Origin of the sequence: Allobosea sp. AK1, from assembly GCF_006714945.1 — a bacterium.
GTDB classification, from domain to species: Bacteria; Pseudomonadota; Alphaproteobacteria; order Rhizobiales; family Beijerinckiaceae; genus Allobosea; species Allobosea robiniae.
Window position 1 is genome coordinate 2,679,876 of the sequence record NZ_VFMG01000001.1, and the last position, 23,747, is coordinate 2,703,622.

Sequence of the window (23,747 nt, forward strand, 5' to 3'; positions counted from 1 at the left end):
GAGAACGGTGCCGTGACCGGGTCAGCCATGCCCAGGCCCGGCATGAGGCACAGGCCGATGGCAACCAGTGCGGTCGCAAGGCTCCGCCTTGCCCGGCGCGCCTCGTGGAGGGCCGGTGAGGGCGTCGGGCGGAAGCGGGGCGAAGAGCCGGCTAGCTGTCCAGGGCCGAAGCGCTGGCGATCGTGATGCCGGTCAGGCCGGCCAGCGCGAGCGACAGGATTTCCGCGCTCGGCGCTCCCGGTTGCACGATCCCGGTGAACAATGCAGCCCCGATCGATAACGCCGCGATAGCGGCCGAGAAGCAGGTCGTCGCCATGATCCACGCCCTCCCCAACTGCAAACGAAACTGTCATTCCACGCGGAACGCATCATCTCCGCACGGGTTCCCGGTTGGCAAGAAAAAAGGCCCGCAGAGGTAAGCCGCGGGCCTCGATCGTCTTCGAATGGGATCGAAGCGTCAGGCGGCCTTGCGGCCGGCGCGGCGGTCGAAGAACAGGGCCTGGCTGATCGCGGCCTTCACGGCTTCCGGCTGGAACGGCTTGGTGATCAGGAAGGCCGGCTCCGGCCGGTCGCCGGTAAGGAGGCGCTCGGGATAGGCGGTGATGAAGATCACCGGCACGTCGATCGTCGACAGGATCTCGTTGACGGCATCGAGGCCCGAACTGCCATCGGCGAGCTGGATGTCGGCGAGCACGAGGCCGGGCCGCTTCTTGGCGACGAGCGCGATCGCCTCGCGCTGGGTGCGGGCGACGCCGGTAACGGTGTGGCCGAGCTCCTCGACCATCGTCTCGATGTCGAGCGCGATGATCGGCTCGTCCTCGATGATCAGCACCTCGGTCGCGACCTGCTCGGCGATTTCCTGTCCCGCGGTCTGAATCAGCGTGGAGGCATCCGCCGCCGTGACGTCCATGATCTTGGCGACGTCGTCGAGCGGGAAGCCTTCCACCGTCCGCAGCAGGAAGGCCTGGCGCGGGCGCGGGGTCAGCGCCTCGAGATTGCGCTCGGCCGGCGCGCGCGACAGCTCGACGACCGGGGCGGCTGCATCGACGCTGGCCGAGGACCACAGCTTGAGGAAGGTCTTGTACAGGCCGATGCGCGGATCGATGTCGCGCGGGAATCCCGAGGGGTCGGCGACCAGGGCTTCCAGCATGGCGACGACATAGGCGTCGCCGCTTGGCTGGCTGCCGCAGAGCGCCCGCGCAAAGCGGCGCAGATATGGAAGATGAGGCGCAATTTCTTTTGCAATCGACATGAACGCGTCCCTTTTAGCGTGCCGGAATAATGGCTTAGGACGCGCGGGAAACAAGGATTTTATTTTTGCCGGGACATGGAACCTTTGATCGGGGTACCTGTTGTTATGGCGTATTGGTGTCGCTATCGCGACGTGGCTTCGGCATCGTCGGCAAGCAATGGCAAGACCAGGGACGGCAGGATTTTGAGATGCGGGACCGGCTGGAAAAGCTGGCCCGATGGTGGCACGAGGGCTGACATGAGCAGGTTGGACGCAGCGATGACTGAACCGGACGATCCCGACGAAGGTTTCGAACTGGTTCTGGATCCGAAGGTGCAGGAATCCATAGGCCGCTCCCTCAAGGCCCATTACGACGACATCGTGAACGCGCCCGTGCCCGACAAGTTTCTCGTGCTGCTCGCGCAGCTTGAGGCGACCGAGCAGCGTGCAGCTGGAGTGTCGCGCGATGAGTCCCAGTGATATTGCGCCCGCGAACCAGACCGAGGCGCTGGCGCGGGAACGCAGGACCGAAGACTTCAAGGACGGGCTGATCCGCGAGATTCCCAATCTGCGCGCTTTCGCCGCCTCGCTCTCTGGCTCCATGCAACTGGCCGACGACCTCGTGCAGGACACGCTGCTGAAGGCCTGGGGCAATTCGGACAAGTTCGAACCCGGTACCAGCCTGCGTGCCTGGCTCTTCACCATCCTGCGCAACACCTATTACTCGTTGTATCGCAAGCGCGGTCGCGAGGTTCAGGACAGCGAAGGGACCTATGCCGAGCGCATGGCGACCCACGGCAACCAGGAGAGCCATCTCGATCTCGCTGACTTCCGCAAGGCGCTGGCGAAGCTCCCGGAAGAGCAGCGCGAGGTGCTGATCATGGTCGGCGCCACCGGGCTGTCCTATGAGGAAGCCGCCGAGATCTGCGGCGTGGCGATCGGCACGATCAAGAGCCGGGTCAATCGCGCTCGCACGAAGCTGGCGGAACTGTTGTCCATCGGCAGTGTCGATGATCTCGGGCCGGGCCGAACCAGTGCGGCTGCGATGCAGAGAGTTGGTTCCGAACCCGTTGGCTCCTGATGCGGTTGCGGCGTTTCAGTACGGTCAGGACCCGCCTGCTGGCTGTGCTGGTCGCGATCGCCGTTCCGATCGCCTGCGCCTCGACCTTCGCCGCCTACGCCACCTATCGGTCGGCGGTCGTCGCGATCGAAGCGGCGCAGGCGCGCGCCGTCGATGATTTTGCGGTGCGCACCCGCGTCTGGTATCGCGGCACGTCGCGTGCGCTGCTCGCCTTTGGCACCATGGCGAGCGAGCTTGGGCTCGATGCGGCCGGATGCCCGGATGCCGGCGCCAAGGCCATGGAGCGCGCCGGGGGCTTCCGCGCCTTTCTGCTGCGCCATGCGGATGGGCGGGTCTGCACCGGCTCGCTCGATGCCGCGCTCACCAGCGAGGCGCTGGAGGGCATAGTCCGGCAGCTGGCCGGTCGGCCTTCGACCGGAATGTGGAACGGCGCCGATCTCGGCCGGATGCGTTACGATCAGGTGACGGTCGGAGCCCAGCGCTATCTTGCCGTCCTGGCATCGGTCCCCCCGTCGGCGAACGGCGGATTGCAGCAGGCACTCGTCCTGACAGCCCCCGAACTGCTCGAGAACGTCTTCGACCTCGGCGAAGATGGCCAGGCGCTGAACGTCGCGCTGATCGGGCGCGATGCCGGCGTCATCGCCAGCCGGGGAGACAGCCGCGACCTGTCCTGGTTGCCGCGCACGGATCGCATGCCGGAGACGTTCGCGCGCTGGGTGGCGCCGAACCGGGCCGGAGAGGACAGCGCCTTTGTCGCGCGCATGGTCGCCGAGCCGGATTTCTATATCGTCGCGAGCTTCGACGAGCGGCCGGTCGAGGCGGCCCGGCTGCAATTCATCGTATTGCTGCTCGCTCCGCTCCTGACGCTCGCCCTGCTCTGCCTGGTCTGCATGCGGGCGATCGACAAGCACTGCCTGCGCTGGCTGCGCGGCATCGAGGCTGCTGCCCGGTCGAGAACTTCCAACAACCGTGTGCGGGCTTCGGTCGGGGAAGGCATGCCCAGCGATATCCGCAGCGTCGCGGAGGCTTTCAACGGAATGGTCGAAGAGCAGGAGATTCGTCAGCGCCGCCTCCAGACAGCACTCGACGACAACCGCTTCCTCGTCCGTGAGCTGCATCACAGGGTCAAGAACAGCCTGCAGGTCGTGCAGAGCTATATCGGCCTCAGCAAACGCGATCACCGCGACGAGGCGAGGCTGGCTTTGGCCGATGCCGAATGCCGGGTGCATGTGCTCTCGGCCGCCTATCGCTTCACCCTCGCCGACGGCGAGATGCAGCCGGTCCGCGTCGACCTCTTCCTCGACGATGTCGTCACCATGATTTCCAACCTGATCCGCAGCCGCGACCAATGGGTGGCGAGCCGGATCGAGACGGCAGCGTCGCTGTCTGTCGACCGGATCATCCCGCTCGGCTTTCTCGTGGCGGATGTCGCATCCCGCGCCTTGCGGAGCACCCCTGGTCTCCGGATCGTCGTGGAGGTCGTGGATGTCGATGCTTCCGCGATCGAAGTCGGGCTGGTGGCGGATCGGGATATCCAGCACAGCGCGCCGCCGCGACTTTTCGCGGGACTGCTCACCCAGATAGAGGCGGTTCAAACACAGGAGCCTCAGGGCCGCAGCCTCGGCCGCTGGCGGATTGCCCACGGATCCTGAAGCGCGCAGCCTTATCGAGCGCCGTTGCGGTGGATCGCGTGGCTGCCCGATGCTCGACCGTCATTGCAAGCGCAGCGAAGCAATCCAGGGAGACCGGGTGGGATTTTCAGCCCGGTCTCCCTGGATTGTTTCGCTGCGCGCGCAGTGACGGACTTTGCGGAATCAGCGGTGTTCAGCGAACGATATGCGTGACCGGTCCGCCGGCCATCGCCTGCTGCGACGGCGAGGCGATCGCGCGCTTGGCGGCGCTGCGCGAGCGGTCGGCGCGGTCGACGGCGGCAAGCTGCAGGCTGTCGGCATAGCCGCGCTCGCCCCTTGCGAGGGCAATGCTGGTCGAGCTCTGGTCATCAGGCATTTGAAGCCCGGCGCCCAGGGTCAGACCCGATACGGCCGTGCCCATGAGGCCGAAGAAGACGATGGCGCGCATGGCCGGCGCGAGGCTGGACTTCGGCATGGATGTCTCCAGGGCTGGCCGGTCGATTGACCGGCTTTCGAGAGGGAAACGCCGGAAACGCCGCCTCGGTTCCCGCCTGACGCGAGCAGCCGGCTTTTACGGAACGAGGAGCGCCCTTGCTGCGTTGACTCGAAGCCGGCTCCCTGCCGGCGATCGGGGGATCAATTCGACCATGAACATCGTCAGCCGGCCCGGGCGCCTCGGCACGCCCTGTCTTGCCTGCCCCTTGCGGCTGAAGCCGGCTTTCCGGGACAAGACCGATGATGAGATCCGCTTCATCCAGACGATGAAGGTCGATCACCGGTTCATGCGCGCCGGGGGCGACATCATTCATCCCGGCCAGGAGGATGCCGAACTCTACACGCTCTATTCCGGCTGGGCCTTCCGCTACAAATCCCTGCCGGACGGGCGTCGCCAGATCCTCAACTTCCTCCTGCCGGGGGATCTCGTCGGTCTGCAGGCTTCGCTGCTGTCGGCTGCTGAGCACGGTATCGAGGCCCTGACGGATGTCGAGCTCTGCGTCTTCCCGCGCCGGCGCCTCTGGGATCTCTTCGAGCGGATGCCGACGCTGGCCTATGAGGTGGCCTGGCTCGGTTCGCGCGAGGAATGCATGATCGACGACAATCTCACCTCGGTCGGGCAGCGCAGCGCCGGCGAGCGCCTCGCCGCGCTGATCATCTCGCTCTATCACCGTGTCGACGCGCTCGGCCTGGTCGCCAATGACAGCTTCGCCTTTCCGCTCTCGCAGCAGCAGCTCGCCGATGCGCTCGGCCTCTCGCTCGTCCATACCAGCAAGACCTGGTCGCGCCTGCGCCGGGAAGGATTGTTCGCGCTGTCGGGAGGGAGGCTGACCCTGCTGAATCCGCGCCTGACCGCGCGGATGGCAGCGGCTTACGAACAGATCACGGCGCCAAGGCCGCTGATCTGACGGCTTTGCTTGCGACCGATGCGGAAAAGGCTTGGCGAGAGCCAGCTCTTGACCCCATATGCCGCGCAGGTAACGTGATTTGCGTCAGACGCGTCGTCTCTGCGGCGTTCAAGGGGTGTCATGTCTTCGACGATTCGTCATCGCCCACCGCGAGCCGCCTCGCTGGCGGCCCGTCTCGGGCAGTCCCGCGTCGCGACGCGGATCGAGGGCGAGGTGCGCGTCACCGCCGCCGATCTCGTCGATTGCGTGGCCGAGGCGAAGCTCAAGGTCGCCGCCGTTCGCTACAAGGTCGAGGGCGAGGTCCGCAGCACTGCGGAGAAATTCAAGAGCCGCGTCAGTGACGCCAAGGCGAAGCTCGGCGACGAGGCGCGCTTCATCAAGTCCTGGATCGACGATCCCCGCCGCACCGGCTCGGTCACGCCGTCGAGCCCAGCTCTCGCCCGGCGCATGGCGTCCTTCGTCGACCCCGAGCAACCCGGCCCGGTGATCGAGATCGGCCCCGGCACCGGCCCGGTCACCGAAGCGCTGATCGAGCGCGGCATCGACGAAAGCCGGCTGATTCTGGTCGAGTACAGCCCCGAATTCTGCGAGTTGCTGCGCAAGCGCTTCCCGCGGGCGACGGTGGTGCAGGGCGACGCCTATGCTCTGTCGGCAACGCTGGCAGGCCACCTTCCGGAAAAGGCGATCGCGCTGGTCTCCAGCCTGCCGTTGTTCAACCGCCCGCCGGCAACCCGTTCGGCGCTGGCGCGCGAGGCTTTCCCGCTGCTCGTCGAGGGCGCGCCCTTCATCCAGTTCACCTATTCGGTGATCTCGCCGATTCCGCGCAAGGGCTCGGGACTCAAGGCCTTCGTATCCGACTGGGTGCTCCGCAACATTCCACCGGCGCGAGTCTGGGTTTACCGCCAGATTCGCTGATTTTTGGCATGATTGACGCTACGTCATCGTGCTGTGCCGTGGATTTCGGCCGTTTCCACACGAAATCGTAAGACCTCGCTGTTAGGCAGCGCTCGCGATCAGGTGCCTGCCGGCCTGCTTGCCAGCGAGGAGCCTAACAGCCGATGAGTGGCGCCGTCCTCCGTTACAGTTTGCCCCGCTGGCGCGTGACGCGCTGGCTGGCGGATGCCGGACCGGATGTCCCGCCCGAGATTCGGGTCGCGCTGATCGCCAGCCTCTACGGCACGCTGCCGATCTTCGCCGGCGGCGTCATCAATTCGCTCGCGGTCTCCTTCCTGATCGCCTGGCGTATCCCGACCCTGCCATTCGCCCTCTGGTGCGCCTTCGAGGTGCTCTGCTGCGGCATCCGCCTGGTCGTCCTGATCTACGCCCGCCGCCGGGCCGCGCGCGGTGCTTCGACGCCGACCGATCTCTATCTCCTGCTCGGGGTCGCCTGGGCGGCCGGCATCGGCGCTGGCACCTTCCTCAGCCTGACGAGTGGCGACTGGGTCGTGGCCACGCTGGCCTGCCTTTCCGCTGCCGCGATGGTCGGCGGCATCTGCTTCCGGAATTTCGCCGCGCCGCGCATGGCCGGCCTGATGATCGGATTGACGCTGGGGCCTTGCGTGCTCGCCGCCCCGTTCCTGTCCGAGCCGATCATGCTGATCACCTTCATGCAGATCCCCTTCTACCTCTTCAGCATGGCGGTCGCGGCCTACAAGCTGAACGCCATGCTGATCTCGACCATGCGGGCCGAGCGCGAGAACGCCTTTCACGCGCGCCATGACGTGCTCACCGGCCTCTCCAACCGGGCCGGCCTGGCCAAGGCCTTCGCGACGCGCTTCGAGAGCGAGACGGCGCCGCGCGGGCTCGCTCTGGTCTATCTCGACCTCGACGGCTTCAAGGCGGTCAACGACAATCATGGCCATATGGCGGGCGATGCCTTGCTCCAGCTCGTCGCCGAGCGCTTGCGCGGCCTCGTCCGCAGCTCCGATATCGCGGCGCGCATTGGCGGGGACGAATTCGTCGTGCTCTCGGAGCAGACCGAGCGGACGCAGCTCCAGCGCTTCGGCGAACGCATCGTGCGCGAGATTTCGGAACCCTATGAGCTCGACAGCGGCCACCAGCTCGCCATTGGTGCGTCGGTCGGCATTGCGCTCGCGCCGGAGCACGGGCGCGACATGAACAGCCTGATGTCGGCGGCCGATGCCGCGCTTTATCAGGCGAAGTCGCGCGGTAAGTCGCTCTGCGTCATCGCCGGACAGCGCTCCGTTCTGGATGCGCGCGTTTCGAGCGGGCGCCATCCGCGATTGCAGTAAGGCCTATTCGATCTCGCAGGCGTCGCTCGCGGGCATCAGGCGCCAGAGCCCGTCATCGGGTTTCGCCGGGATTTTCACCGCGCCGTCGGCGATCTCCTCGGCATCGTAGGGATTCGGGTTGGCGACGATCCCGCCATTGCGGATATCGAGCGCACCCTGCGGCCCGCTCTCCAGGCGCCAGCTTCCCGCATCCCATTCCGGCACGCAGCGCAGGCCCTTGCCCTGCGGCTTGCAGAAGCCGCCGAGCTGGTAGTCGAAGCGGTTCGCGGTCGTGCGCTGCCTCAGGTTGAAATAGAGCACGACATAGACCGCCGCATGCGGCTCCGCCTGCCAGTTGCCGGGCTTGTGGACCAGGCGGATCTTCACGACCTTCTGCTGCGGATGCGCCCTGAGATGGGCCGCGTCGTAAGAACGCTCCCAGCAGGCGTCCCGCTTCGGAGGAAGCTCGCTTTCGAGCGGCCGGGCGGTGGCCGGCAGGGCTGCGATCAGCAGGGCGGAAACGGCGGCGGCGCGGCGCATTCTGAGGGCCTCCGGCTTCGGAGCTTCAGATCATCGCAGTTTCGTCTCGGCCGCAATGGCTTTCGCCGGCGCTTGACCGCAAGCTCGGCCTGAGGCTTGGCTGTCGCGCCGAGACGGAGCAGCCGGAGCGGGAAGCGTGACGGATATCGGGCGGCTTGTCCGCGACATCGCCGATGAGATGCGCGGCGCCGAGGAGCGCGGCGAGGTCGCGACCTATATTCCGCCGCTGGCCCGGATCGATCCCCGCCAGTTCGGGCTCTGCGTCGTGATGGCGGATGGCGAGATCCATGCCGCCGGCGACAGCGAGGAGCTCTTCTCGATCCAGAGCGTCTCGAAGGTCTTCGCCTTGACGCAGGCGCTCGGCAAGGTCGGCGACACGCTCTGGCGCCGGGTCGGGCGCGAGCCTTCGGGCACGCCGTTCAATTCGATCGTCCAGCTCGAGCGCGAGGAGGGCGTGCCGCGCAATCCCTTCATCAATGCCGGCGCGCTCGTCGTCGCCGATATCAACCTCGCCGGACACGAGCCGCGCGTCGCCATCGGCGAACTGCTGCGCTTCATGCGCTATCTCGCCGATGACGACACGATCATTATCGACGAAGCGGTGGCGCGGGCCGAGCAGGCGACCGGCTTCCGCAACATCGCGCTCGCCAATTACATGAAGGCTTTCGGCAACATCACCCATCCGCCGGAATTGACGCTCGGCGTCTATTTCCACCAATGCGCCATCGCCATGAGCTGTCGCCAGCTCGCCATGGCCGGGCGCTTCCTGATGCATGGTGGCTTCTACGAGCCCGGCGGGCCGCGCGTCGTCTCAGGCCAGCGGGCGCGCCGCATCAACGCGCTGATGCTGACCTGCGGCCATTACGACGCCTCCGGCGATTTCGCCTTCCGCGTCGGCCTGCCCGGCAAGTCCGGCGTCGGTGGCGGCATCCTGGCGATCGCGCCGGGCAAGGCCGCGATCGCGGTCTGGTCGCCCGGTCTCAATGCCAACGGCAATTCCCTGCTCGGCACGCTGGCGCTGGAACGCCTGACCGAAGCGACGGGCTGGTCGGTCTTCGCCAGATAGCGCAGCGATTAGCTGCGCAACCCCGGCGCTTCCTGCCCGGTGCGGGCGACGTATTCCGTATAGCCGCCGCCATAGGCATGGACGCCATCGGGCGTCAGCTCCAGCAGCCGGTTGGAGAGCGCGGCGAGGAAATGCCGGTCGTGGCTGACGAAGAGCATCGTGCCCTCGTAGTTCGACAGCGCGGTGATCAGCATCTCCTTGGTGGCGATGTCGAGGTGGTTGGTCGGTTCGTCCAGCACCAGGAAATTCGGCGGATCGTAGAGCATCATCGCCATGACCAGCCGCGCCTTCTCGCCGCCCGAGAGCACGCGGCAGCGCTTCTCGACATCGTCGCCCGAGAAGCCGAAGCAGCCGGCGAGGGACCGGAGCGAACCCTGTCCGGCCTGAGGGAAACGGTCCTCCAGCGCCTCGAACACGGTGCGCTCGCCGTCGAGCACCTCCATGGCGTGCTGGGCGAAATAGCCGAGCTTGACGCTGGCACCCATGTTGACCGTGCCGGTATCGGCTTCGGTCGTGCCGGTGACGAGCTTCAGCAGGGTCGACTTGCCGGCGCCGTTGACGCCGAGCACGCACCAGCGCTCCTTGCGCTGGATCTGGAAGTTCAGCCCGTCATAGATGCTGCGGCTGCCATAGGCCTTGCCGACATTCTTGAGGCTGACCACGTCGTCGCCCGAGCGCGGCGCCGGCTGGAACTCGAAGGCAACGCTCTGGCGCCGCCGCGGCGGCTCGACGCGCTCGATCTTGTCGAGCTTCTTCACACGGCTCTGCACCTGCGCGGCATGCGAGGCGCGGGCCTTGAAGCGTTCGATGAAGGCGATCTCCTTGGCGAGCATCGCCTGCTGGCGCTCGAACTGCGCTTGCATCTGCTTCTCGGCCAGAGCCCGCTGCTGCTGATAGAACTCGTAATCGCCGGAATAGCTGGTCAGCGCGCCGCCATCGATCTCGATGATCTTGCCGACGATGCGGTTCATGAACTCGCGATCATGCGAGGTCATCAGCACGGCGCCGTCATAGTTCTTGAGGAAGGATTCCAGCCAGATCAGGCTTTCGAGGTCGAGATGGTTCGACGGCTCGTCGAGCAGCATCGCGTCCGGGCGCATCAGCAGGATGCGGGCGAGCGCGACGCGCATCTTCCAGCCGCCGGAGAGGCCGCCGACATCGCCCTCCATCATCTCCTCGCTGAAGCCGAGGCCCGCGAGCACCTCGCGGGCGCGTCCATCGAGCGCATAGCCGTCGAGCTCCTCGAAGCGGCCCTGCACCTCGCCGTAGCGGGTGATGATCTCCTCCATCTCGTCGGCCCGGTCGGGATCGACCATGGCGGCTTCGAGCTCGGCGAGCTCGGCCGCGACCGTGCTGACGGGGCCTGCGCCATCCATCACCTCGGCGACCGCGCTGCGCCCGGCCATCTCCCCGACATCCTGGCTGAAATAGCCGATGGTGATGCCGCGATCGGTCGAGACCACACCCTCGTCGGGCGCCTCCTCGCCGGTGATCATCCGGAACAGCGTGGTCTTGCCGGCACCGTTCGGCCCGACGAGCCCGACCTTCTCGCCCTTCAGAAGCCCTGCCGAGGCCTCGATGAAGACGATCTGCTTTCCGTTCTGCTTGCTGATGTTCTCGAGGCGGATCATGGAAATGGGGAACCTTGGAGGAATGCTCCCGCGGCACTAAGCCATCGGGGCGTATCGGGAAAGCTTGGAGAGCCTGCTATCAGGCCGAGATGACGGCGCTGCGGGCATTGGCCGCGCTCAGCAGATCGGCAGGCGCCAGCGCGATCTGCAAGCCGCGCTGGCCGCCATTGACATAGACCAGCACCTCGGACGAGGCCGGCTCGTCCACGATCGTCGGCAGTTTACGCTTCTGGCCGAAGGGGCTGACGCCGCCGACCTTGTAGCCGGTCAGGCGCTCGGCATCGGGCACCGGCATCATCGCCGCAGCCTTCCCGCCGAAGGCGGCCGCGACCTTTTTCATGCTGGCCTCGCGGTCGGAGGCGAGCACGATGCAGACCGGCTTGCCGTCGACCTGCGCGATCAATGTCTTGAGCACGCGATGGGGCGCCTCGCCCAGCGCCTCCGCCGCCTGCAACCCGACGCGCTCGGCATTCGGATCATAGGTGTAGCTGTGCAGCTCGAAACGGATTCCGAGCTGCTTCAGCGCCAGCGTGGCGGGGGTCGTCTGGGCCATCGTCCCGTCGTGGTCCGTAAGTCAAAAACCGAGAATGAACATTGTTATTTTACAGTGACTTAGGAATCTGATGTCCATCAAAAATGAGAGGATTTCCAGCAAATAATCAGAGTGGCGCGTCTGCATCGATCAAAAATTAGGTTGCAGTCTCCCGAGGCCGGGAGAGCGGCGCCCGGACGAGCGGCTTAATCGATCGAACGCTAGCCTGGAACTCCATTCATAATTCGCTGATTGCCTAAAGCCAGTCGGCATTCGCCATGGCCGCCGCGAAGACGCGAATGGCGAGAAGCGCCACCAAGCCGCGCCAGCAACCTGCATTTGTGCTACGCGCCACAACCAGACATAGGCTGATTGCCGACAAGCGGACCTTGAACATCTGTCCTGAAACGGACATCGAAGGCCCGCTCAAAAAACTGCAAACGGATGTCAATCTCGGTTTGAACCAAGCCACGAAGCTTGTTCGCTTGCCAGTTTACCGTCCAATGGCTGCAACTGCGCAGGCGTCATCCACGTCTGCAGCGTCGCCGGAGACACCGAGCGCGCCTAGGATCTGTTTATCCTCGCGCACCAATACCCCGCCGGCAGCAGGGAGCAACCTGCCGGACAAGAGTATCGCGGCTGCGGAGAAGAAGGCTGTATTCGCCTCCGCTCTTTCGACGAGGTCGCGCGTATCCAATCCGAGCGCGATGCAGCTCCAGGCCTTCGCCAGGGCGAATTCGTGCCGGGCGATCGTGGCCCCGTCCTCTCGGGCTGATGCGACGATATGGCCCCCGGCATCGACGACCACCGCCGCCAGCGGTCGGGCGCCCAGTGCGCGGCCGGCTGCCAGAGCCGCGGCGATCAGGCTCTGCGCCCGTTCCAGAGTCATGGTGCCTCCCGTGCTCAGTATGTGCAGCGCCCACCCGAGAGATCGAAGACCGAGGCGGTGGTGAAGCTGTTCTCGCGGCTGACCAGCCAGGCGACCATGGCGGCGGCCTCGTCCACCTCGAGAAAGCGGGCGCGGGGAATGCGCGACAGCATGTATTGGATGAATTCCGGCTTAAGCGTGTCGAGGATGCGGGTCTTGGCCGTGGCTGGCGAGATCGCGTTCACGGCGATGTCGTAACCGGCGAGCTCCTTGCCCAGCGATTTCGTCAGGCCGATCACGCCCGCCTTTGCGGCCGAATACGCGGCGAGGTTCGGGTTGCCTTCCTTGCCTGCGACCGACGAGATATTGACGATCCGCCCATAATTCCGCGCCTTCATGCCGGGCACGACGACCTTGTTCACATAGAAAGTGCCGTTCAGGTTGACCTCGACGACACGGCGCCACTCGTCGGGGTCATAGGCGTCGAGCGGGGCGTTGCCGCCGGCGATGCCGGCCGAGTTGACGAGGATCGAGACCGGACCGGTTTCGGCTTCGACTTCGCGATGGGCATGCGTCAGGCGGTCGAGATCGGTGATGTCGACCTGCTTGGCGGAAGCTCCGGAGCCCAGCAGCGCCAGCGCCTTCTTCAATTCGTCCGCGTCGCGATCCCAGAGGCTGACGCGCGCGCCGGACGCGATGAGCCGCTTGGCGATGGCGAGGCCCAGCCCCTGGGCGCCGCCGGTGACGACCGCGACCTGGTCGTCGAGGGAAATCCTGTTCATGGGCTCAGCCTGCAAGGTTCTGATGGTAGTGCAGCGACGCGCCGCCATCGGTTTCGAAAAAGCGCGCCTTGTCCGGATCGGCCGGTGACAGGCCGATGGCGGCTCCGGTCGGAAGCTCGACGGATGGTGGCAGAAAGGCCGCGATCAGGCGCTCGCCCACTTCGACGCGGACAAGGCTGCGCGACCCCAGATACTCGACGGTGCGGACGGTGCCGCGGATCGCTGCGGCCTCGGAGGCGTCGTGCTTCAGATCCTCGGGCCTGATCCCCACCGAAATCCGGCGCCCGGCCTTCTGCGCCACGGCAGGAAGCATGATGTCGAAGCCCGGTCCGCGCAGCCGTCCGTCGGTCGCCTCGCCGTCGAGGATGTTCATGCCGGGCTCACCGAGGAAGCGGGCGACGAAGAGATTGGCCGGATTGTTGTAGAGTTCGCGCGGGCTGCCGGCCTGCTCGACCCGTCCGTTCGACATGACCACGACCAGATCCGACAGGGTCATCGCCTCGCTCTGGTCATGAGTGACGTAGAGCATGGTGGCGCCTAGCCGCTGGTGGATGTCCTTCAGCTCGGATCGCATCTGCACGCGCAGTTGCTGGTCGAGGTTCGAGAGGGGCTCGTCCAGCAGATAGACGGTCGGCGTCCGCACCATGGCCCGGCCGAGCGCGACGCGCTGGCGCTGGCCGCCCGAGATCTGGCGCGGGAAGCGGTCGAGCATCGCCTCGAGGCCGAGCATCTTCACGGCGGCGCGAACCTTGCGGTCGACCTCCGCCTCGGGCGTGCGGCGCCGGCGCGCCCTCAAGGGAAAGGCGATGTTCTCGTAGAGCGTCATATGCGGGTAGAGCGCGTAGGACTGGAACACCATGGCGATGTCGCGATCTGCCGGCTTCATGGTGGTGACGTCCCGGTCGCCGATCATGATCTGCCCTTCGGTCGGCGTCTCCAGCCCGGCGATCATGTTGAGCGTCGTGCTCTTGCCGCAGCCGGAGGGGCCGAGCAGGGTGACGAACTGCCCGGGCTCGACGGCGATGTTGACGCCCGACACCGCCCAGCCGGAGCCATAACTCTTCCCGACATTACGGAAGCGGACGGATTGGGCCGTGCTCGGCCGTGCTTCGGTCATATCATTCAGCCTTTGACGGACCCATCGGCGAAGCCGCCGATCAGGAATTTTCTGAACAGGAGGAAGACCACCACGGGCGGGATCGTCGCGATGATCACGCCCGCCATCAGCGAGCCCCAATCGCGACCGTGGAAGCCCTGGAAGAAGATCAGCGCGACCTGGAGCGTGCGCAGTTCGGGCGAGTCCACCATGGTCGAGCCGGTGACGTAGTCGTTCCAGCAATGCAGGAAGCCGAAGGTCGCAGCCGCCAGCAGCGCGGGCTTTGCGCCGGGGAGCACGATCTTCCAGACGGCCTCGGCCCGCGAATAGCCATCCATCTCGGCCGCCTGCTCAAGTTCGCGCGGTACGGTGGCGAAATGCGAGCGGGTGACCCAGACCGCGAAGGGCAGGATGTGCCCGGCATAGAGGATCGGCAGGATCGCCCAGGTGTTGTGCAAGCCGATGCTGGTTGCCAGCATCTGCGTCGGCAGGAGAACGGCGAAGCCGGGCACCGCCATGGTGCCGAGGAAGACGAGCAGCACCGCGGGCTTGGCCGCAACGGGATAGCGCATCAGCGCATAGCCCGCGGTCGCGCCGAGGATCAGCGAGGCCAGAACGGCCACGACCGCATAGGCAGAGCTGTTCAGGAACGCCCAGTTGACGCCCTCTGCCACCAGCTTGGCGTAGTGCTCGATGGTCGGACTTTGCGGCAGGAGCTCGGGCGGAACGGCGAAGATGCGGTTGGTTGCCTTGAACGAGGTCGATGCGGCCCAGAGGATCGGGCCGAGGGCGACGAGGCCGGCCAGCAGGCAGACGAGGAGAAGCGAGGCGCGGGAGAGTATCTTCATGCGGCTGCTCCCGGCTGCTTGCCCAGAATGCGGATATAGACGGCGATCAGCCCCATATTGATCAGGAACATCACCGCCGCGATCGCATTGCCGCGTCCCTGATCCAGCTCGACGAAGCCGGTGTGGTAGAGCGCATAGGCCAATGTGCTGGTCTGCCGGATCGGGCCGCCGCCGGTCAGGCCAATGATGAGCTGCACCTCGTTGAAATAGCTGATGGTCAGCATCGAGATCACGATCAGCAGCGAGGGCGCGAGCAATGGCAGCGTGATCTTGCGGAAGCTCTCCCAGGCGCCGAGTCCGTCGACCGCCGCCGCCTTGTAGAGATCGCGCGGGATCTGCCCGAGGCCGCCGATCAGGATGATCGTGGCGAAGGCGAAGTTGCGCCACACCGCCACGATGATCAGCGTCGGCATGGCCAGCAACGGGTCGGTCAGCAGGTCTTGCGGCGGCAGGCCGAACGCATTGAAGGCCGCGCCCACCAGCCCGCCCGGCGAAGGCACGAGAATCCATTTCCACAGGAGCGCCACGACGATGGGACTCATCGCCCAGGGCACGAGCAGGACCGTCAGCAGGATGCTGCCCCAGCGGCCCAGCCGCCGGATGCCCATCGCCGCCAGCAGCGCCAGCGGAACGGCGACGGCAAGCGCGGCGAAAGTGAAGAGCAGCGACCGGCCGATCGCCTGCCAGGCGAAGGGGTCGCGGAACAGCTCGAGATAGTTGGCGAGCCCGACGAAGCCCTCGTTCCCGAAGAAGAAGACTTTGTGCAGGCTCAGATAGAACCCGTAGAGCGCCGGCAGGATGTTGATGGCGATGACCAACAGCAGGGCCGGCGCCACCAGCGACGAGCCGACCAGCCGGGCCTGGCGCGCGACGGCGTCGAGGCTCCGCGGCTTCGCAAGAGGCATGGCGTGCATGGCGCGCTACCAGCCCAGCGTGGATTTGGCCCGTCCGAGAATGGCGTCCACGCTTTCCTTGGTTCCGATCAGCTCCTGCAGGGCCGTGTTCATCACCGGGAATATCTTGGTGATGTTGGGCATGCGCTGCGGGAAGGTCATCACGCCCGGCGCCGAGAGCAGCGCGGTGAAGGCGTGGATGTCCGACGCGGCCGGCGTCGCGAAATAGGGGTTCTGCAGCACGGAGCGCCGGTCGGGCACGAGACCGGCGGTCTTGGCCCATTCCAGCGACGCCTCTTCGGTGAACAGGCTTTCGACGAAGGCGGTAGCTGCGGCCGGATTGGCCGATTTGGCGGAGATGCCCACCGTCCAATACGGGCCGAGCAGGACTGCGGGCGGATTCGTGCCGAAGGCGGGCCAGGCCGAGACCGCCAGATCCTTGCCGCTATAGCCGGCGGCAATCTGCTTGTACTGCTGGAAGCGCGGCGCGAAGGCCTGCACCATCGCGAAGCGGCCGGAGGCGAACTGATCCTGGATATCGTCGCCCATCGCATTCAGCAGCGTCGGCGACAGCGCCCCGTTCGCCACGAGCTGTCTGACAACATTCGCGGCCTCCTTGGCCTCGGGACCGGTGACGTTGAACTGGCCGGTGGCGGCATCGAAGATCGACGGGCCGAACCCGGACATGATGTTGATGAAGGCCGAGACGCTGTTGTCGTTGGTCGGCAGGCCGAAGCCCAGCCGGTCGCCCTTGGTCAGCTTGCCTGCGACGGGGATGAACTTGTCCCAGGTGAGAGGCGGGGAGTCGAGGCCGAGTTCGGCCAGCGCATCCTTGCGATAGAAGATCGCCTGAGCCGGGCTCGGCCAGAGCGGCAGGGAGGTGCGCTTCGTGCTGAAGACCGATTTCTCGACGAAGACCGGATAGAGATCGGGAAGCGCCTTGGCCTTGAACTCCGCCGACAGAAGATCGTCGAGATTGGCGAGCGCACCGCGCTGCTGCACCAGGTCGAGGAAGGTGTCGCGCATCCAGATCACGTCGGGTGCGCGATTCTGGGCGGAGGCGGCGACGAACTTCACCTCGAGTTCCTGGAAGGGCTGGGCCTCGATCCTGACATCGACGCCGGGATGCGTCGCCTTGAAGCGCTTGATGATCTCGCGCAGCACGACTTCGCGCGGCGATTGTCCGTCTGCCCCGAGGAAGGTCCAGACCCGGACCGTGCCCGAAAGGCCCTGTGCGCGAGCCTGTTTCGGCAGGCTTGCCAGTGCCAGCCCGGCAGCGCCGGCGCGCAGCAAGGACCTTCTGTCAAAGAGCATTGATGTCATGAGATGAGCTCCTCCCCGATTGTTCTTTGGCTTACGTCTGCAGGTCGCTGAGCACGCGCATGCGACCGGCCAGAAGGTGACGGCGCATCTCGGCGCGGGCGCGATCTCCGTCACGCGCTGCGACTGCGGCGACGATCGCGCCATGCTCGAGCGCTATCAGCTCGCGGCGCTCCGCCATGGTCAGCACGGAGCGCTGCGCCGAAAGATTGCCCCAGCTGAAGATGTGCGAGGTCAACCGCCCCAGCGCGTCCGACAGCTTGGGATTATGGGCGCAGACCGCCAGCGCGGCGTGGAAGGCGACGTCCTCGCGCTCGCCTCGGCCGGTCAGCAGGCTGGCAAGCAGCGCCTCCTGCGCCGCCTGAAGTCGCGCGAGGTCGTCCTCGGTTCGCCGATCTGCGGCCAAAGCCGCGACCTCGCTTTCCAGAGCAAGACGAACCTCGTGCCATTGAGCCAGTTCGCGCAGCGAGGAAATCGCCGAAAGCCTGACCATTTCGGGCGCGCCGGTGCGTATCGCAAAGGTGCCCGAGCCCTTGCGCGAGCGGACGATGCCCTCGGCGCGCAGCCGGGCCAGCGCCTCGCGGATGCTGGCGCGCGACAGCCCGAACATCTCGGCGAAATCCGCCTCGGGCGGCAGCCGCGCGCCATCCGCGACATTGTCGATATAGCCGGCGATCTGCCGATAGGCGATCGCGGAGCGGCTTTCGTCCGAGTCCATCCTGGCGATCCTGTCCCGTTGACGACGCTAAATCAGTCTGCTTACAATTATGTTGTCAGACAGCTTTGCCGGTTGCAAGCCGAAATTGTCAGGGATCGCCATGAACAGATTGATCGGCTCGCGGCCGGAAGCGCGGATCGCACGGATCGAGGTGCATGAGTTCGGCTACACGGTCGACGGTCTCGGGGTGGATGCCAGCGGCAACCGCAGCGTGATGAAGGGCGCGCAGTCCCGGTTGAGCGCCTTTGCCCTGCGGATCGAGACCGAAGGCGGACATCGCGGCGAGTATTGCAGCGTCCATAGCGGCAAGAACGGCGTCATGATCGGGCAGGTGAAGGCTGCGGCCGGCCTGATCCTGGGCGAGGACGCCGAGGAGCGCGAGGCGATCTACAACAAGCTGAAGCGCGCCCATCGCCACTACATGGCGATCGGCCATTCCGCGCTGGACATCGCGCTGTGGGATCTGGCCGGCAAGGCCGTCGATCGTCCGGTCTGGCGGCTCCTCGGCGGCTACCGGCAGCGGCTTCCGACCTATGCCAGCACACTGAATGGCGGTCGCGGCGGAATTCTGGACAGCATCGAGGCCTATGCCGATTTCGCCGAGGAGTGCCTCGCGCTCGGCTATCGCGGCTACAAGATCCATGGCTGGGGTGAAGGCGACCCGAAGGAGGAGGCCGCGAACCTGCTGCTCTGCGCCCGGCGCGTCGGCGACCGGATGGAGCTGATGTACGACGCCGCAAGCGAGCTGCGCACCCTGGCCGACGCGATCTATGTCGGCAAGGCCTGCGACGAGGGTGGCTATCTCTGGTACGAAGACCCGTTCATGGATGCCGGCTGGTCCCCGCATGCCGCCCGGCAGCTCAAGGAGAACATCCGCACCCCGTTGATGCTGACCGAGCATGTGCGCGGCCTCGAGAGTAAGGCGGCCTGGCTCCGCGACCGGGCGACGGACTACATGCGCGTCGATCCCGATTACGACATGGGCATCACCGGCACGATGAAGGTCGCGCACCTGGCCGAGGCCTTCGGCCTCGACTGCGAGATCCACGCTGCCGGCCCGGCCCAGCGGCATTGCATGTCCGCGATGCGCAATTCGAGCTGGTATGAACTCTCGCTCGTCGCCCCCGGCGTCGCCAATCCCGTGCCGCCGGTCTTCGGTTCCGGTTACAGCGATGCGCTGGAGGATATCGGCGAGGACGGCTGCGTGCCGGTTCCTGACGAGGCCGGCCTCGGTGTCGATTACGATTGGGATTACATCCTCGCCAACCGCACCGCCTATCAGGAATTCACCCTGAAGAAGGATGGCGGAACCGCGAAATGACCGCTTCCTATGACGACATCATCGTCGGCGGCGGGCCGGCGGGCTGTGTGCTGGCCAATCGGCTGTCGGCTTCGGGGCAGAACCGTGTCCTCCTGATCGAGGCCGGCCCCGATTTCGAGCCGGGACAGGAGCCGGAGGAGATCCGCGACGTCTATCCCTATCGTGCCGCCTTCAACCCTGCCTATCAGTGGCGCGACCTGCGTGCCCGGTTGATGCCGGTCTCGCACAACGATCCCTCCCGCTCCCCGGTCAAACCCTATATCCAGCCGCGCGTGATCGGCGGTGGGTCGAGCATGAACGGCGAGATCGGCAATCGCGGGCTGCCGGCCGACTATGAAGAATGGGCGGCGCTTGGCGCGGAGGGCTGGGGCTGGGCAGGCGTGCTGCCGTATTTCCGCAAGCTTGAGACCGACATGGACTATGACGGCCCGCTGCACGGTTCGTCAGGTCCGATTGCGATCAGCCGCGTGATGCCGGAGGAATGGCCCGGCTTTACCCGCGCGACGATGCAGGCGCTGACGGCCGCGGGCTATCGCAATATCGGCGACCAGAATGCGGTCTTCGAAGATGGCTGGTTCCCGATGTCGCTGACGACCGATCGGCGCTCGCGTCGCTCGGCTGCCATGGGCTATCTCGACACGACGACCCGACGGCGGCCGAATCTCACGATCCGGTCCGGTACAAAGGTCGACCGTCTGCTGATCGAAGGCCGTCGGGCCGTCGGCGTCCAGATCGGAGAGGAGCGTATCGCCGCGCGCCGTGTGATCCTGTCCGCCGGCGCGCTGGAAAGTCCGGCGCTGTTGCTGCGTGCCGGCATCGGGGATGCAACCCACCTGAACGAGGCCGGCGTCGCGGTCCTCCACCATTTGCCCGGCGTCGGCCGAAACCTGAACGAACACCCCTCCATGGCGATGTCGTCATGGATCCGACGCGGGCATCGTCTCGGCAAGACGCCACGGCGGCATGTGCAGGCGGCCTGGCGCTACTCCTCCGAGATCGAAGGCTGCGGGCATGGCGACATGTTCATGGTGGTCGTCTCGAAGTCGGCCTGGCACCCGATCGGCCGGCGAATCGGCTCGCTCTTCAGCTGGATCAACAAGCCCTATTCCACCGGCTGGGTGCGGCTGAATCCTGAAAACCCGGCCGGGCGACCCGAGATCGCCTTCCAGATGCTGTCCGATCCGCGCGACATGGCGCGGATGAAGCTGGCCGTGCGGCGGATGTGGTCGCTCTACGCCTCGAACGAGTTGCGACAAGCCTGCAGCACTCCTTTTGCCGCGACCCATGGTGCCATGGCCAAGCTCGTCGGAGGCGTCAGCCTGCGCAACTGGCTGGTCACGCTCGGTCCCGCGCTTCTGACCGAGGGGCCGGCGCCTCTGCGCAAGCTGCTTGTCGACCGCCTCTTCGCCAGCGGCGACGATATCCCGACCGCCCTGGAGGATGACGAGGCGATGGAGGAGATGATCCGCAAGCATACCATCGGCGGCTATCACCCTTCAGGAACCTGCCGGATGGGGCGTGCCGATGACGAGGCAGCCGTGGTCTCTCCACGAGATGGCGCCGTCCACGGCATCAGTGGCCTGCACGTAATCGACGCTTCCGTGATGCCCTGTGTGCCGCGAGCCAACACCAATCTGCCGACCACGATGCTGTCGGAAAAGCTCGCGGACGGCCTGGCTTGACGCAGCTCCCTGGGGCGGAACCATCGATCGGCGACGAATTCAATTCGCTGCCTCCAAGCTCATCCGGCGCGATGGACGAGTTGGCGATCGCCGCGCAGATCGACCCGATCGATCTGCGCCTGCGCAACGGCACCGATCACGGCGATAACAATGGCAAGGCCTCCGCGCCGTCTTTACCGCCGATGGACAACTCGAACTCTCCTGCGCCATCTCCGACATTGGATCGCGCCAGAAACCGACATGAGGCGATCACTCGGAACCGGACATTGCCAGGTCGAAAGCGGCCTGCTCCTTGGCGGGCGCTCAACTTTGCCTGAGCTCAAACGCGAGTGGCCCTGCCTTCCTTTGGTACCGGAAACTGTTCGGGCGCCGTGGTCTGAGAGCGGCGTCACAAGCGCTGCTTCCAGCAGGTCAGGTCAATCTGGAGATAAGCGCCTCGACGATCTCAGGCGGGCCGATCAGCATCGGCTGCCTGACCGGAAACCCGTAGTCCGGTTTCAGAAGATCCGCCAAGGCGAGCGGGGACCCATCGAGGTAGCGCTCGACGTGCCCGAGCGCGCGGGTGAACGGTAGCGCGGGCGCCAGGTCCCAGAGATAGCAGGGCCCGGTGATGATGGTGTCGCAGCGCCCCGCAGCCAGCATCATCAGGTGGTAAAGGTTCGAACCGAGATTGTGCAGGCGGTAGCCCTCGATCCGGCGAACATCGATGACATCGTGGATCGCGGTGATCATGATGTTGAGCGTGTCCGCCGCGAGGCTTTCCGGCCGGGCGGGCATGGGTGCGCCGTTGAGCAGCGCCAGGCCATCCTCGTAGATGAAGGTCTGGCGCGTCACCGGGAAGTGCAGATATCCGCTCACCGGTATCGCGCCGTCGATCAATCCCATGCCCAGTCCCCAGACCGGCAAGCCGCGGGCGAAGGACGCCGTGCCGTCGAGCGGGTCGATCGCCCATTGGCGTTGGGCGGCCGGCAGATAGGATTCCGCCTCTTCCTCGGAGATCACGCCGATATCCGGCGTGTGTGCGACGAGCCTCCGCAGCACATGGGCCGAGGCGGCCTGGTCGGCCTCGGTCACCGCCGATCCGTCGCGCTTGTCCTGCGCGCTCAGACGCCCGTGGAGCGGCAAGGTGATGTCTTCGTATTCGCGAAACAGCTGCTCCGCGAATGCGCGGTGACTGGTGCTGCCGGGTGGTTGATGAATGGTCACGACATGCCTTTGACGAGATATTTCTGGGCGACGAAACAGAGGATGACGACGGGCAGGACGGCGACCACGCCGAGCGCGGAAACCTCGCCCCACAGGATCCCGCGCTCGGTCTTGAAGAAGACGACCGCCGTCGAAACCATGTTGACCTTGGAGGAGCTCAAGAAGAGCGCGTAGGTGAACTCGTTCCAGGCGGCGAGGAAGCACATGATCCCCGTGGCGAACAATCCCGTCCGGACCTGCGGCAGCACGATCCTCATCAGCACCCCGAACCGGCTGCAACCGTCGAGCAACGCGGCCTCCTCGACCTCCGGCGCGAGCGCAGCGAGATAGCTGCGCATCATCAGCACGACGAAGGGCAGGTTGAAGACCATGAAGGTCAGGATCAGGATCGCGTAGGTATCCAGCATCTCGAAGGTCAGGCCGAGCACGTAGAAGGGCAGGACCAGCGCGATCGAGGGAAAGATGCGCGAGGACAGGATGCCGAAGACCACGGCTTCCTTGCGCGGAAAGCTGAACTTGTGGATCGCGTAGGCCGCGACCGTCCCCAATGTCAGGCAGAGCACCACATTCGACAGCGACACGATCAGGCTGTCAGCGATGTACTTGTAGAGACCGTGGCTGACGATCGCAGCCCGGTAGTTGTCGAGGGTAGGGCTGAAGACGAAGCGCGCCGGCTCGTAGAGCAGTGCTCGCGTTTTGAGCGAAGTCACCACCATGTAGAACACCGGAAAGGCGGCGAAGGCGCAGGCCAGGCCAAGCCAGAGATAGTCGCGGGGGCGGGCCTGCATCATGTCGGCTGCCCCTTGCGCCCCGTCGCGACCATCAGCCCGGACAGGGCAGTGATGATCAGGACCAGGATGACTGCGGCCGCTGCAGCAAGCCCGACCGAACCCAGCGTGAACGCCGTCTTGTAGACGTAGAGCGGCAGGATCGTCGTGGCGTTGCCTGGGCCGCCATCGGTCAGCGTGAAGATCGGCCCGAAAGCCTGGAAAGCCAGGATCGCCTGGAAGATGCTGCTGCTGAGGATCACGGGACGCAGCTGCGGCACGACGATCAGCCAGAACACCTGGCGGTCGCTGCATCCGTCGAGCCGTGCGGCTTCGAGCGGCTCTGGCGCAATGTTGCGGAAGCCCGCGAGGATCATCAGCGCCGAGAGCGGGAAATGCATCCAGACCAGGACGAGCAGAACCGAGAACAGGGCATAGCTCTGGCCGAGCCAGACGATCTTCACACCGAACGCGCCTTCGGCCGCGGCATTCACGATGCCGAAATCGTAGCTGAGCATCAGCTTCCACATCAGCCCGGCGATGGCTGGGTTGACCGCCATGGGCAGGATGATCAGCGTCGTCGCGACGTATGAGAAACGGAGTTTCTTGCTGAGCAGCGTCGCCACGCCCAGCCCCAGCAAGGTCTTGGCCACGACGCTGACCACGGTGACGATCAGGCTGAGCCTGACGGCGGGCCAGAACTCGACCTCCCGGCCGGACAGCAGGCGCCGGTAGTTGTCGAGCCCGACGAACTCCCGATCCGACCAAGTGTAGCCGATCTCAAAGGAGGTCAGGCTGATATAGCCGAGCAGCGCGATCGGCACGGCGCTCAGCAGCAGCAAGGGCAGAGCCGAAGGCCCCACCCATAGCCAGGGCGTCAGGCGCTTCATCATGTCGTGA

26 protein-coding genes are annotated in these 23,747 nt (G+C 65.8%); 10 read left to right on the plus strand and 16 right to left on the minus strand.

Going from position 1 to position 23,747, the window contains the following annotated elements:
* Positions 1 to 151: 151 nt before the first annotated feature.
* Together FHT98_RS26195 and FHT98_RS13280 are read right to left on the minus strand one after the other, a co-directional pair.
* Positions 152 to 316: a hypothetical protein gene (locus FHT98_RS26195; RefSeq protein ID WP_162260137.1), complete on the minus strand. Its 165-nt coding sequence runs from the start codon at positions 314 to 316 to the stop codon at positions 152 to 154.
* Between the two features lie 141 nt (positions 317 to 457).
* Positions 458 to 1,252 carry a response regulator gene (locus FHT98_RS13280; protein WP_142114322.1) on the minus strand — a complete coding sequence of 265 codons (795 nt, stop codon included), beginning with the start codon at positions 1,250 to 1,252 and terminating at the stop codon, positions 458 to 460.
* 237 nt (positions 1,253 to 1,489) lie between these two features.
* Between FHT98_RS13280 and FHT98_RS13285 the strand changes: the two genes are divergently transcribed.
* The 3 genes from FHT98_RS13285 to FHT98_RS13295 are packed head-to-tail and all read left to right on the plus strand — an operon-like array spanning position 1,490 to position 3,964.
* Entirely contained in the window at positions 1,490 to 1,711 is a 222-nt protein-coding gene (locus tag FHT98_RS13285) for a NepR family anti-sigma factor (protein WP_061970855.1), read from the plus strand.
* Positions 1,698 to 2,312 carry a sigma-70 family RNA polymerase sigma factor gene (locus tag FHT98_RS13290; RefSeq protein ID WP_082617664.1) on the plus strand — a complete coding sequence of 205 codons (615 nt, stop codon included), beginning with the start codon at positions 1,698 to 1,700 and terminating at the stop codon, positions 2,310 to 2,312. The genes FHT98_RS13285 and FHT98_RS13290 overlap by 14 nt, the downstream gene beginning before the upstream one ends.
* 5 nt (positions 2,313 to 2,317) lie before the next feature.
* Positions 2,318 to 3,964, plus strand: coding sequence for a histidine kinase dimerization/phosphoacceptor domain -containing protein (locus FHT98_RS13295; protein ID WP_185745150.1), 1,647 nt, complete (start codon positions 2,318 to 2,320; stop codon positions 3,962 to 3,964).
* A gap of 172 nt (positions 3,965 to 4,136) precedes the next feature.
* Here FHT98_RS13295 and FHT98_RS13300 read toward each other — a convergent pair whose 3' ends face one another.
* The gene (locus tag FHT98_RS13300; protein WP_091857360.1) at positions 4,137 to 4,418 is read right to left on the minus strand and encodes a hypothetical protein; all 282 of its coding nucleotides are present in this window, start codon (positions 4,416 to 4,418) and stop codon (positions 4,137 to 4,139) included.
* Between the two features lie 172 nt (positions 4,419 to 4,590).
* On the opposite strand from FHT98_RS13300, the gene FHT98_RS13305 reads away from it, so the two are divergent.
* From FHT98_RS13305 to FHT98_RS13315, 3 genes are all read left to right on the plus strand, one after another.
* Entirely contained in the window at positions 4,591 to 5,346 is a 756-nt protein-coding gene (locus FHT98_RS13305; RefSeq protein WP_082617661.1) for a Crp/Fnr family transcriptional regulator, read from the plus strand.
* A 120-nt stretch (positions 5,347 to 5,466) separates the two neighbouring features.
* Positions 5,467 to 6,261, plus strand: a complete 795-nt coding sequence (locus FHT98_RS13310) for a class I SAM-dependent methyltransferase (protein WP_142114324.1) — start codon at positions 5,467 to 5,469, stop codon at positions 6,259 to 6,261.
* 143 nt (positions 6,262 to 6,404) lie between these two features.
* Entirely contained in the window at positions 6,405 to 7,598 is a 1,194-nt protein-coding gene (locus FHT98_RS13315; RefSeq protein ID WP_061970850.1) for a GGDEF domain-containing protein, read from the plus strand.
* A 3-nt stretch (positions 7,599 to 7,601) separates the two neighbouring features.
* Here the strand turns inward: FHT98_RS13315 and FHT98_RS13320 are convergent, their stop codons facing one another.
* Positions 7,602 to 8,117: a hypothetical protein gene (locus FHT98_RS13320; protein WP_142114325.1), complete on the minus strand. Its 516-nt coding sequence runs from the start codon at positions 8,115 to 8,117 to the stop codon at positions 7,602 to 7,604.
* A 136-nt stretch (positions 8,118 to 8,253) separates the two neighbouring features.
* On the opposite strand from FHT98_RS13320, the gene FHT98_RS13325 reads away from it, so the two are divergent.
* The gene (locus FHT98_RS13325) at positions 8,254 to 9,183 is read left to right on the plus strand and encodes a glutaminase (RefSeq protein ID WP_091857357.1); all 930 of its coding nucleotides are present in this window, start codon (positions 8,254 to 8,256) and stop codon (positions 9,181 to 9,183) included.
* Positions 9,184 to 9,191: 8 nt separating this feature from the next.
* Here the strand turns inward: FHT98_RS13325 and FHT98_RS13330 are convergent, their stop codons facing one another.
* The 9 genes from FHT98_RS13330 to FHT98_RS13370 all read right to left on the minus strand — a co-directional run bounded on the left by FHT98_RS13330 (position 9,192) and on the right by FHT98_RS13370 (position 17,871).
* Positions 9,192 to 10,814, minus strand: a complete 1,623-nt coding sequence (locus tag FHT98_RS13330; protein ID WP_142114326.1) for an ABC-F family ATP-binding cassette domain-containing protein — start codon at positions 10,812 to 10,814, stop codon at positions 9,192 to 9,194.
* Between the two features lie 79 nt (positions 10,815 to 10,893).
* A complete protein-coding gene (gene ybaK / locus FHT98_RS13335; protein WP_142114327.1) occupies positions 10,894 to 11,367 on the minus strand; it encodes a Cys-tRNA(Pro) deacylase in 474 nt (157 codons plus the stop codon).
* Positions 11,368 to 11,839: 472 nt separating this feature from the next.
* Positions 11,840 to 12,235, minus strand: coding sequence for a GlcG/HbpS family heme-binding protein (locus tag FHT98_RS13340; protein WP_142114328.1), 396 nt, complete (start codon positions 12,233 to 12,235; stop codon positions 11,840 to 11,842).
* A 14-nt stretch (positions 12,236 to 12,249) separates the two neighbouring features.
* Complete coding sequence (locus FHT98_RS13345; protein WP_142114329.1) at positions 12,250 to 12,996, minus strand: SDR family NAD(P)-dependent oxidoreductase; 747 nt, start codon at positions 12,994 to 12,996, stop codon at positions 12,250 to 12,252.
* A 4-nt stretch (positions 12,997 to 13,000) separates the two neighbouring features.
* Entirely contained in the window at positions 13,001 to 14,113 is a 1,113-nt protein-coding gene (locus tag FHT98_RS13350) for an ABC transporter ATP-binding protein (RefSeq protein ID WP_142114330.1), read from the minus strand.
* Positions 14,114 to 14,118: 5 nt separating this feature from the next.
* A complete protein-coding gene (locus FHT98_RS13355; RefSeq protein WP_142114331.1) occupies positions 14,119 to 14,940 on the minus strand; it encodes a carbohydrate ABC transporter permease in 822 nt (273 codons plus the stop codon).
* Positions 14,937 to 15,854 carry a carbohydrate ABC transporter permease gene (locus FHT98_RS13360; RefSeq protein WP_061970832.1) on the minus strand — a complete coding sequence of 306 codons (918 nt, stop codon included), beginning with the start codon at positions 15,852 to 15,854 and terminating at the stop codon, positions 14,937 to 14,939. The genes FHT98_RS13355 and FHT98_RS13360 overlap by 4 nt, the downstream gene beginning before the upstream one ends.
* Before the next feature lie 6 nt (positions 15,855 to 15,860).
* On the minus strand, positions 15,861 to 17,156 hold the full coding sequence (locus FHT98_RS13365) for an ABC transporter substrate-binding protein (protein WP_185745151.1): 1,296 nt from the start codon (positions 17,154 to 17,156) through the stop codon (positions 15,861 to 15,863).
* A 31-nt stretch (positions 17,157 to 17,187) separates the two neighbouring features.
* On the minus strand, positions 17,188 to 17,871 hold the full coding sequence (locus tag FHT98_RS13370; RefSeq protein WP_142114333.1) for a FadR/GntR family transcriptional regulator: 684 nt from the start codon (positions 17,869 to 17,871) through the stop codon (positions 17,188 to 17,190).
* Between the two features lie 100 nt (positions 17,872 to 17,971).
* On the opposite strand from FHT98_RS13370, the gene FHT98_RS13375 reads away from it, so the two are divergent.
* Genes FHT98_RS13375 through FHT98_RS13385 form a run of 3 tightly spaced genes read left to right on the plus strand, consistent with a single transcriptional unit; the run spans position 17,972 to position 21,191 of the window.
* Complete coding sequence (locus tag FHT98_RS13375) at positions 17,972 to 19,192, plus strand: enolase C-terminal domain-like protein (RefSeq protein ID WP_142114334.1); 1,221 nt, start codon at positions 17,972 to 17,974, stop codon at positions 19,190 to 19,192.
* Positions 19,189 to 20,874 (plus strand): GMC family oxidoreductase, encoded by a 1,686-nt coding sequence (locus FHT98_RS13380; protein WP_142114335.1) that lies wholly within the window; start codon positions 19,189 to 19,191, stop codon positions 20,872 to 20,874. Before FHT98_RS13375 ends, FHT98_RS13380 begins: the two co-directional genes overlap by 4 nt.
* On the plus strand, positions 20,871 to 21,191 hold the full coding sequence (locus FHT98_RS13385) for a hypothetical protein (RefSeq protein WP_139163540.1): 321 nt from the start codon (positions 20,871 to 20,873) through the stop codon (positions 21,189 to 21,191). Before FHT98_RS13380 ends, FHT98_RS13385 begins: the two co-directional genes overlap by 4 nt.
* 94 nt (positions 21,192 to 21,285) lie before the next feature.
* Here the strand turns inward: FHT98_RS13385 and FHT98_RS13390 are convergent, their stop codons facing one another.
* The 3 genes from FHT98_RS13390 to FHT98_RS13400 are packed head-to-tail and all read right to left on the minus strand — an operon-like array spanning position 21,286 to position 23,740.
* Positions 21,286 to 22,080: an inositol monophosphatase family protein gene (locus FHT98_RS13390; protein ID WP_170843404.1), complete on the minus strand. Its 795-nt coding sequence runs from the start codon at positions 22,078 to 22,080 to the stop codon at positions 21,286 to 21,288.
* Complete coding sequence (locus tag FHT98_RS13395; RefSeq protein ID WP_142114336.1) at positions 22,077 to 22,871, minus strand: carbohydrate ABC transporter permease; 795 nt, start codon at positions 22,869 to 22,871, stop codon at positions 22,077 to 22,079. Before FHT98_RS13395 ends, FHT98_RS13390 begins: the two co-directional genes overlap by 4 nt.
* A complete protein-coding gene (locus tag FHT98_RS13400; protein WP_091857346.1) occupies positions 22,868 to 23,740 on the minus strand; it encodes a carbohydrate ABC transporter permease in 873 nt (290 codons plus the stop codon). Before FHT98_RS13400 ends, FHT98_RS13395 begins: the two co-directional genes overlap by 4 nt.
* Positions 23,741 to 23,747: the final 7 nt, after the last annotated feature.

Excerpts from the sequence above, each read along its gene's own strand:
- FHT98_RS13320 (WP_142114325.1), bottom strand. The coding sequence starts at position 8,117 with ATGCGCCGCGCCGCCGCCGTTTCCGCCCTGCTGATCGCAGCCCTGCCG.
- FHT98_RS13290 (WP_082617664.1), top strand. The coding sequence starts at position 1,698 with ATGAGTCCCAGTGATATTGCGCCCGCGAACCAGACCGAGGCGCTGGCG.
- FHT98_RS13400 (WP_091857346.1), bottom strand. The coding sequence starts at position 23,740 with ATGATGAAGCGCCTGACGCCCTGGCTATGGGTGGGGCCTTCGGCTCTG.
- FHT98_RS13300 (WP_091857360.1), bottom strand. The coding sequence starts at position 4,418 with ATGCCGAAGTCCAGCCTCGCGCCGGCCATGCGCGCCATCGTCTTCTTC.
- FHT98_RS13395 (WP_142114336.1), bottom strand. The coding sequence starts at position 22,871 with ATGATGCAGGCCCGCCCCCGCGACTATCTCTGGCTTGGCCTGGCCTGC.
- ybaK (WP_142114327.1), bottom strand. The coding sequence starts at position 11,367 with ATGGCCCAGACGACCCCCGCCACGCTGGCGCTGAAGCAGCTCGGAATC.
- FHT98_RS26195 (WP_162260137.1), bottom strand. The coding sequence starts at position 316 with ATGGCGACGACCTGCTTCTCGGCCGCTATCGCGGCGTTATCGATCGGG.
- FHT98_RS13340 (WP_142114328.1), bottom strand. The coding sequence starts at position 12,235 with ATGACTCTGGAACGGGCGCAGAGCCTGATCGCCGCGGCTCTGGCAGCC.
- FHT98_RS13330 (WP_142114326.1), bottom strand. The coding sequence starts at position 10,814 with ATGATCCGCCTCGAGAACATCAGCAAGCAGAACGGAAAGCAGATCGTC.
- FHT98_RS13350 (WP_142114330.1), bottom strand. The coding sequence starts at position 14,113 with ATGACCGAAGCACGGCCGAGCACGGCCCAATCCGTCCGCTTCCGTAAT.
- FHT98_RS13345 (WP_142114329.1), bottom strand. The coding sequence starts at position 12,996 with ATGAACAGGATTTCCCTCGACGACCAGGTCGCGGTCGTCACCGGCGGC.
- FHT98_RS13310 (WP_142114324.1), top strand. The coding sequence starts at position 5,467 with ATGTCTTCGACGATTCGTCATCGCCCACCGCGAGCCGCCTCGCTGGCG.
- FHT98_RS13280 (WP_142114322.1), bottom strand. The coding sequence starts at position 1,252 with ATGTCGATTGCAAAAGAAATTGCGCCTCATCTTCCATATCTGCGCCGC.
- FHT98_RS13365 (WP_185745151.1), bottom strand. The coding sequence starts at position 17,156 with ATGACATCAATGCTCTTTGACAGAAGGTCCTTGCTGCGCGCCGGCGCT.
- FHT98_RS13375 (WP_142114334.1), top strand. The coding sequence starts at position 17,972 with ATGAACAGATTGATCGGCTCGCGGCCGGAAGCGCGGATCGCACGGATC.
- FHT98_RS13360 (WP_061970832.1), bottom strand. The coding sequence starts at position 15,854 with ATGCACGCCATGCCTCTTGCGAAGCCGCGGAGCCTCGACGCCGTCGCG.
- FHT98_RS13285 (WP_061970855.1), top strand. The coding sequence starts at position 1,490 with ATGAGCAGGTTGGACGCAGCGATGACTGAACCGGACGATCCCGACGAA.
- FHT98_RS13380 (WP_142114335.1), top strand. The coding sequence starts at position 19,189 with ATGACCGCTTCCTATGACGACATCATCGTCGGCGGCGGGCCGGCGGGC.
- FHT98_RS13370 (WP_142114333.1), bottom strand. The coding sequence starts at position 17,871 with ATGGACTCGGACGAAAGCCGCTCCGCGATCGCCTATCGGCAGATCGCC.
- FHT98_RS13305 (WP_082617661.1), top strand. The coding sequence starts at position 4,591 with ATGAACATCGTCAGCCGGCCCGGGCGCCTCGGCACGCCCTGTCTTGCC.
- FHT98_RS13355 (WP_142114331.1), bottom strand. The coding sequence starts at position 14,940 with ATGAAGATACTCTCCCGCGCCTCGCTTCTCCTCGTCTGCCTGCTGGCC.
- FHT98_RS13315 (WP_061970850.1), top strand. The coding sequence starts at position 6,405 with ATGAGTGGCGCCGTCCTCCGTTACAGTTTGCCCCGCTGGCGCGTGACG.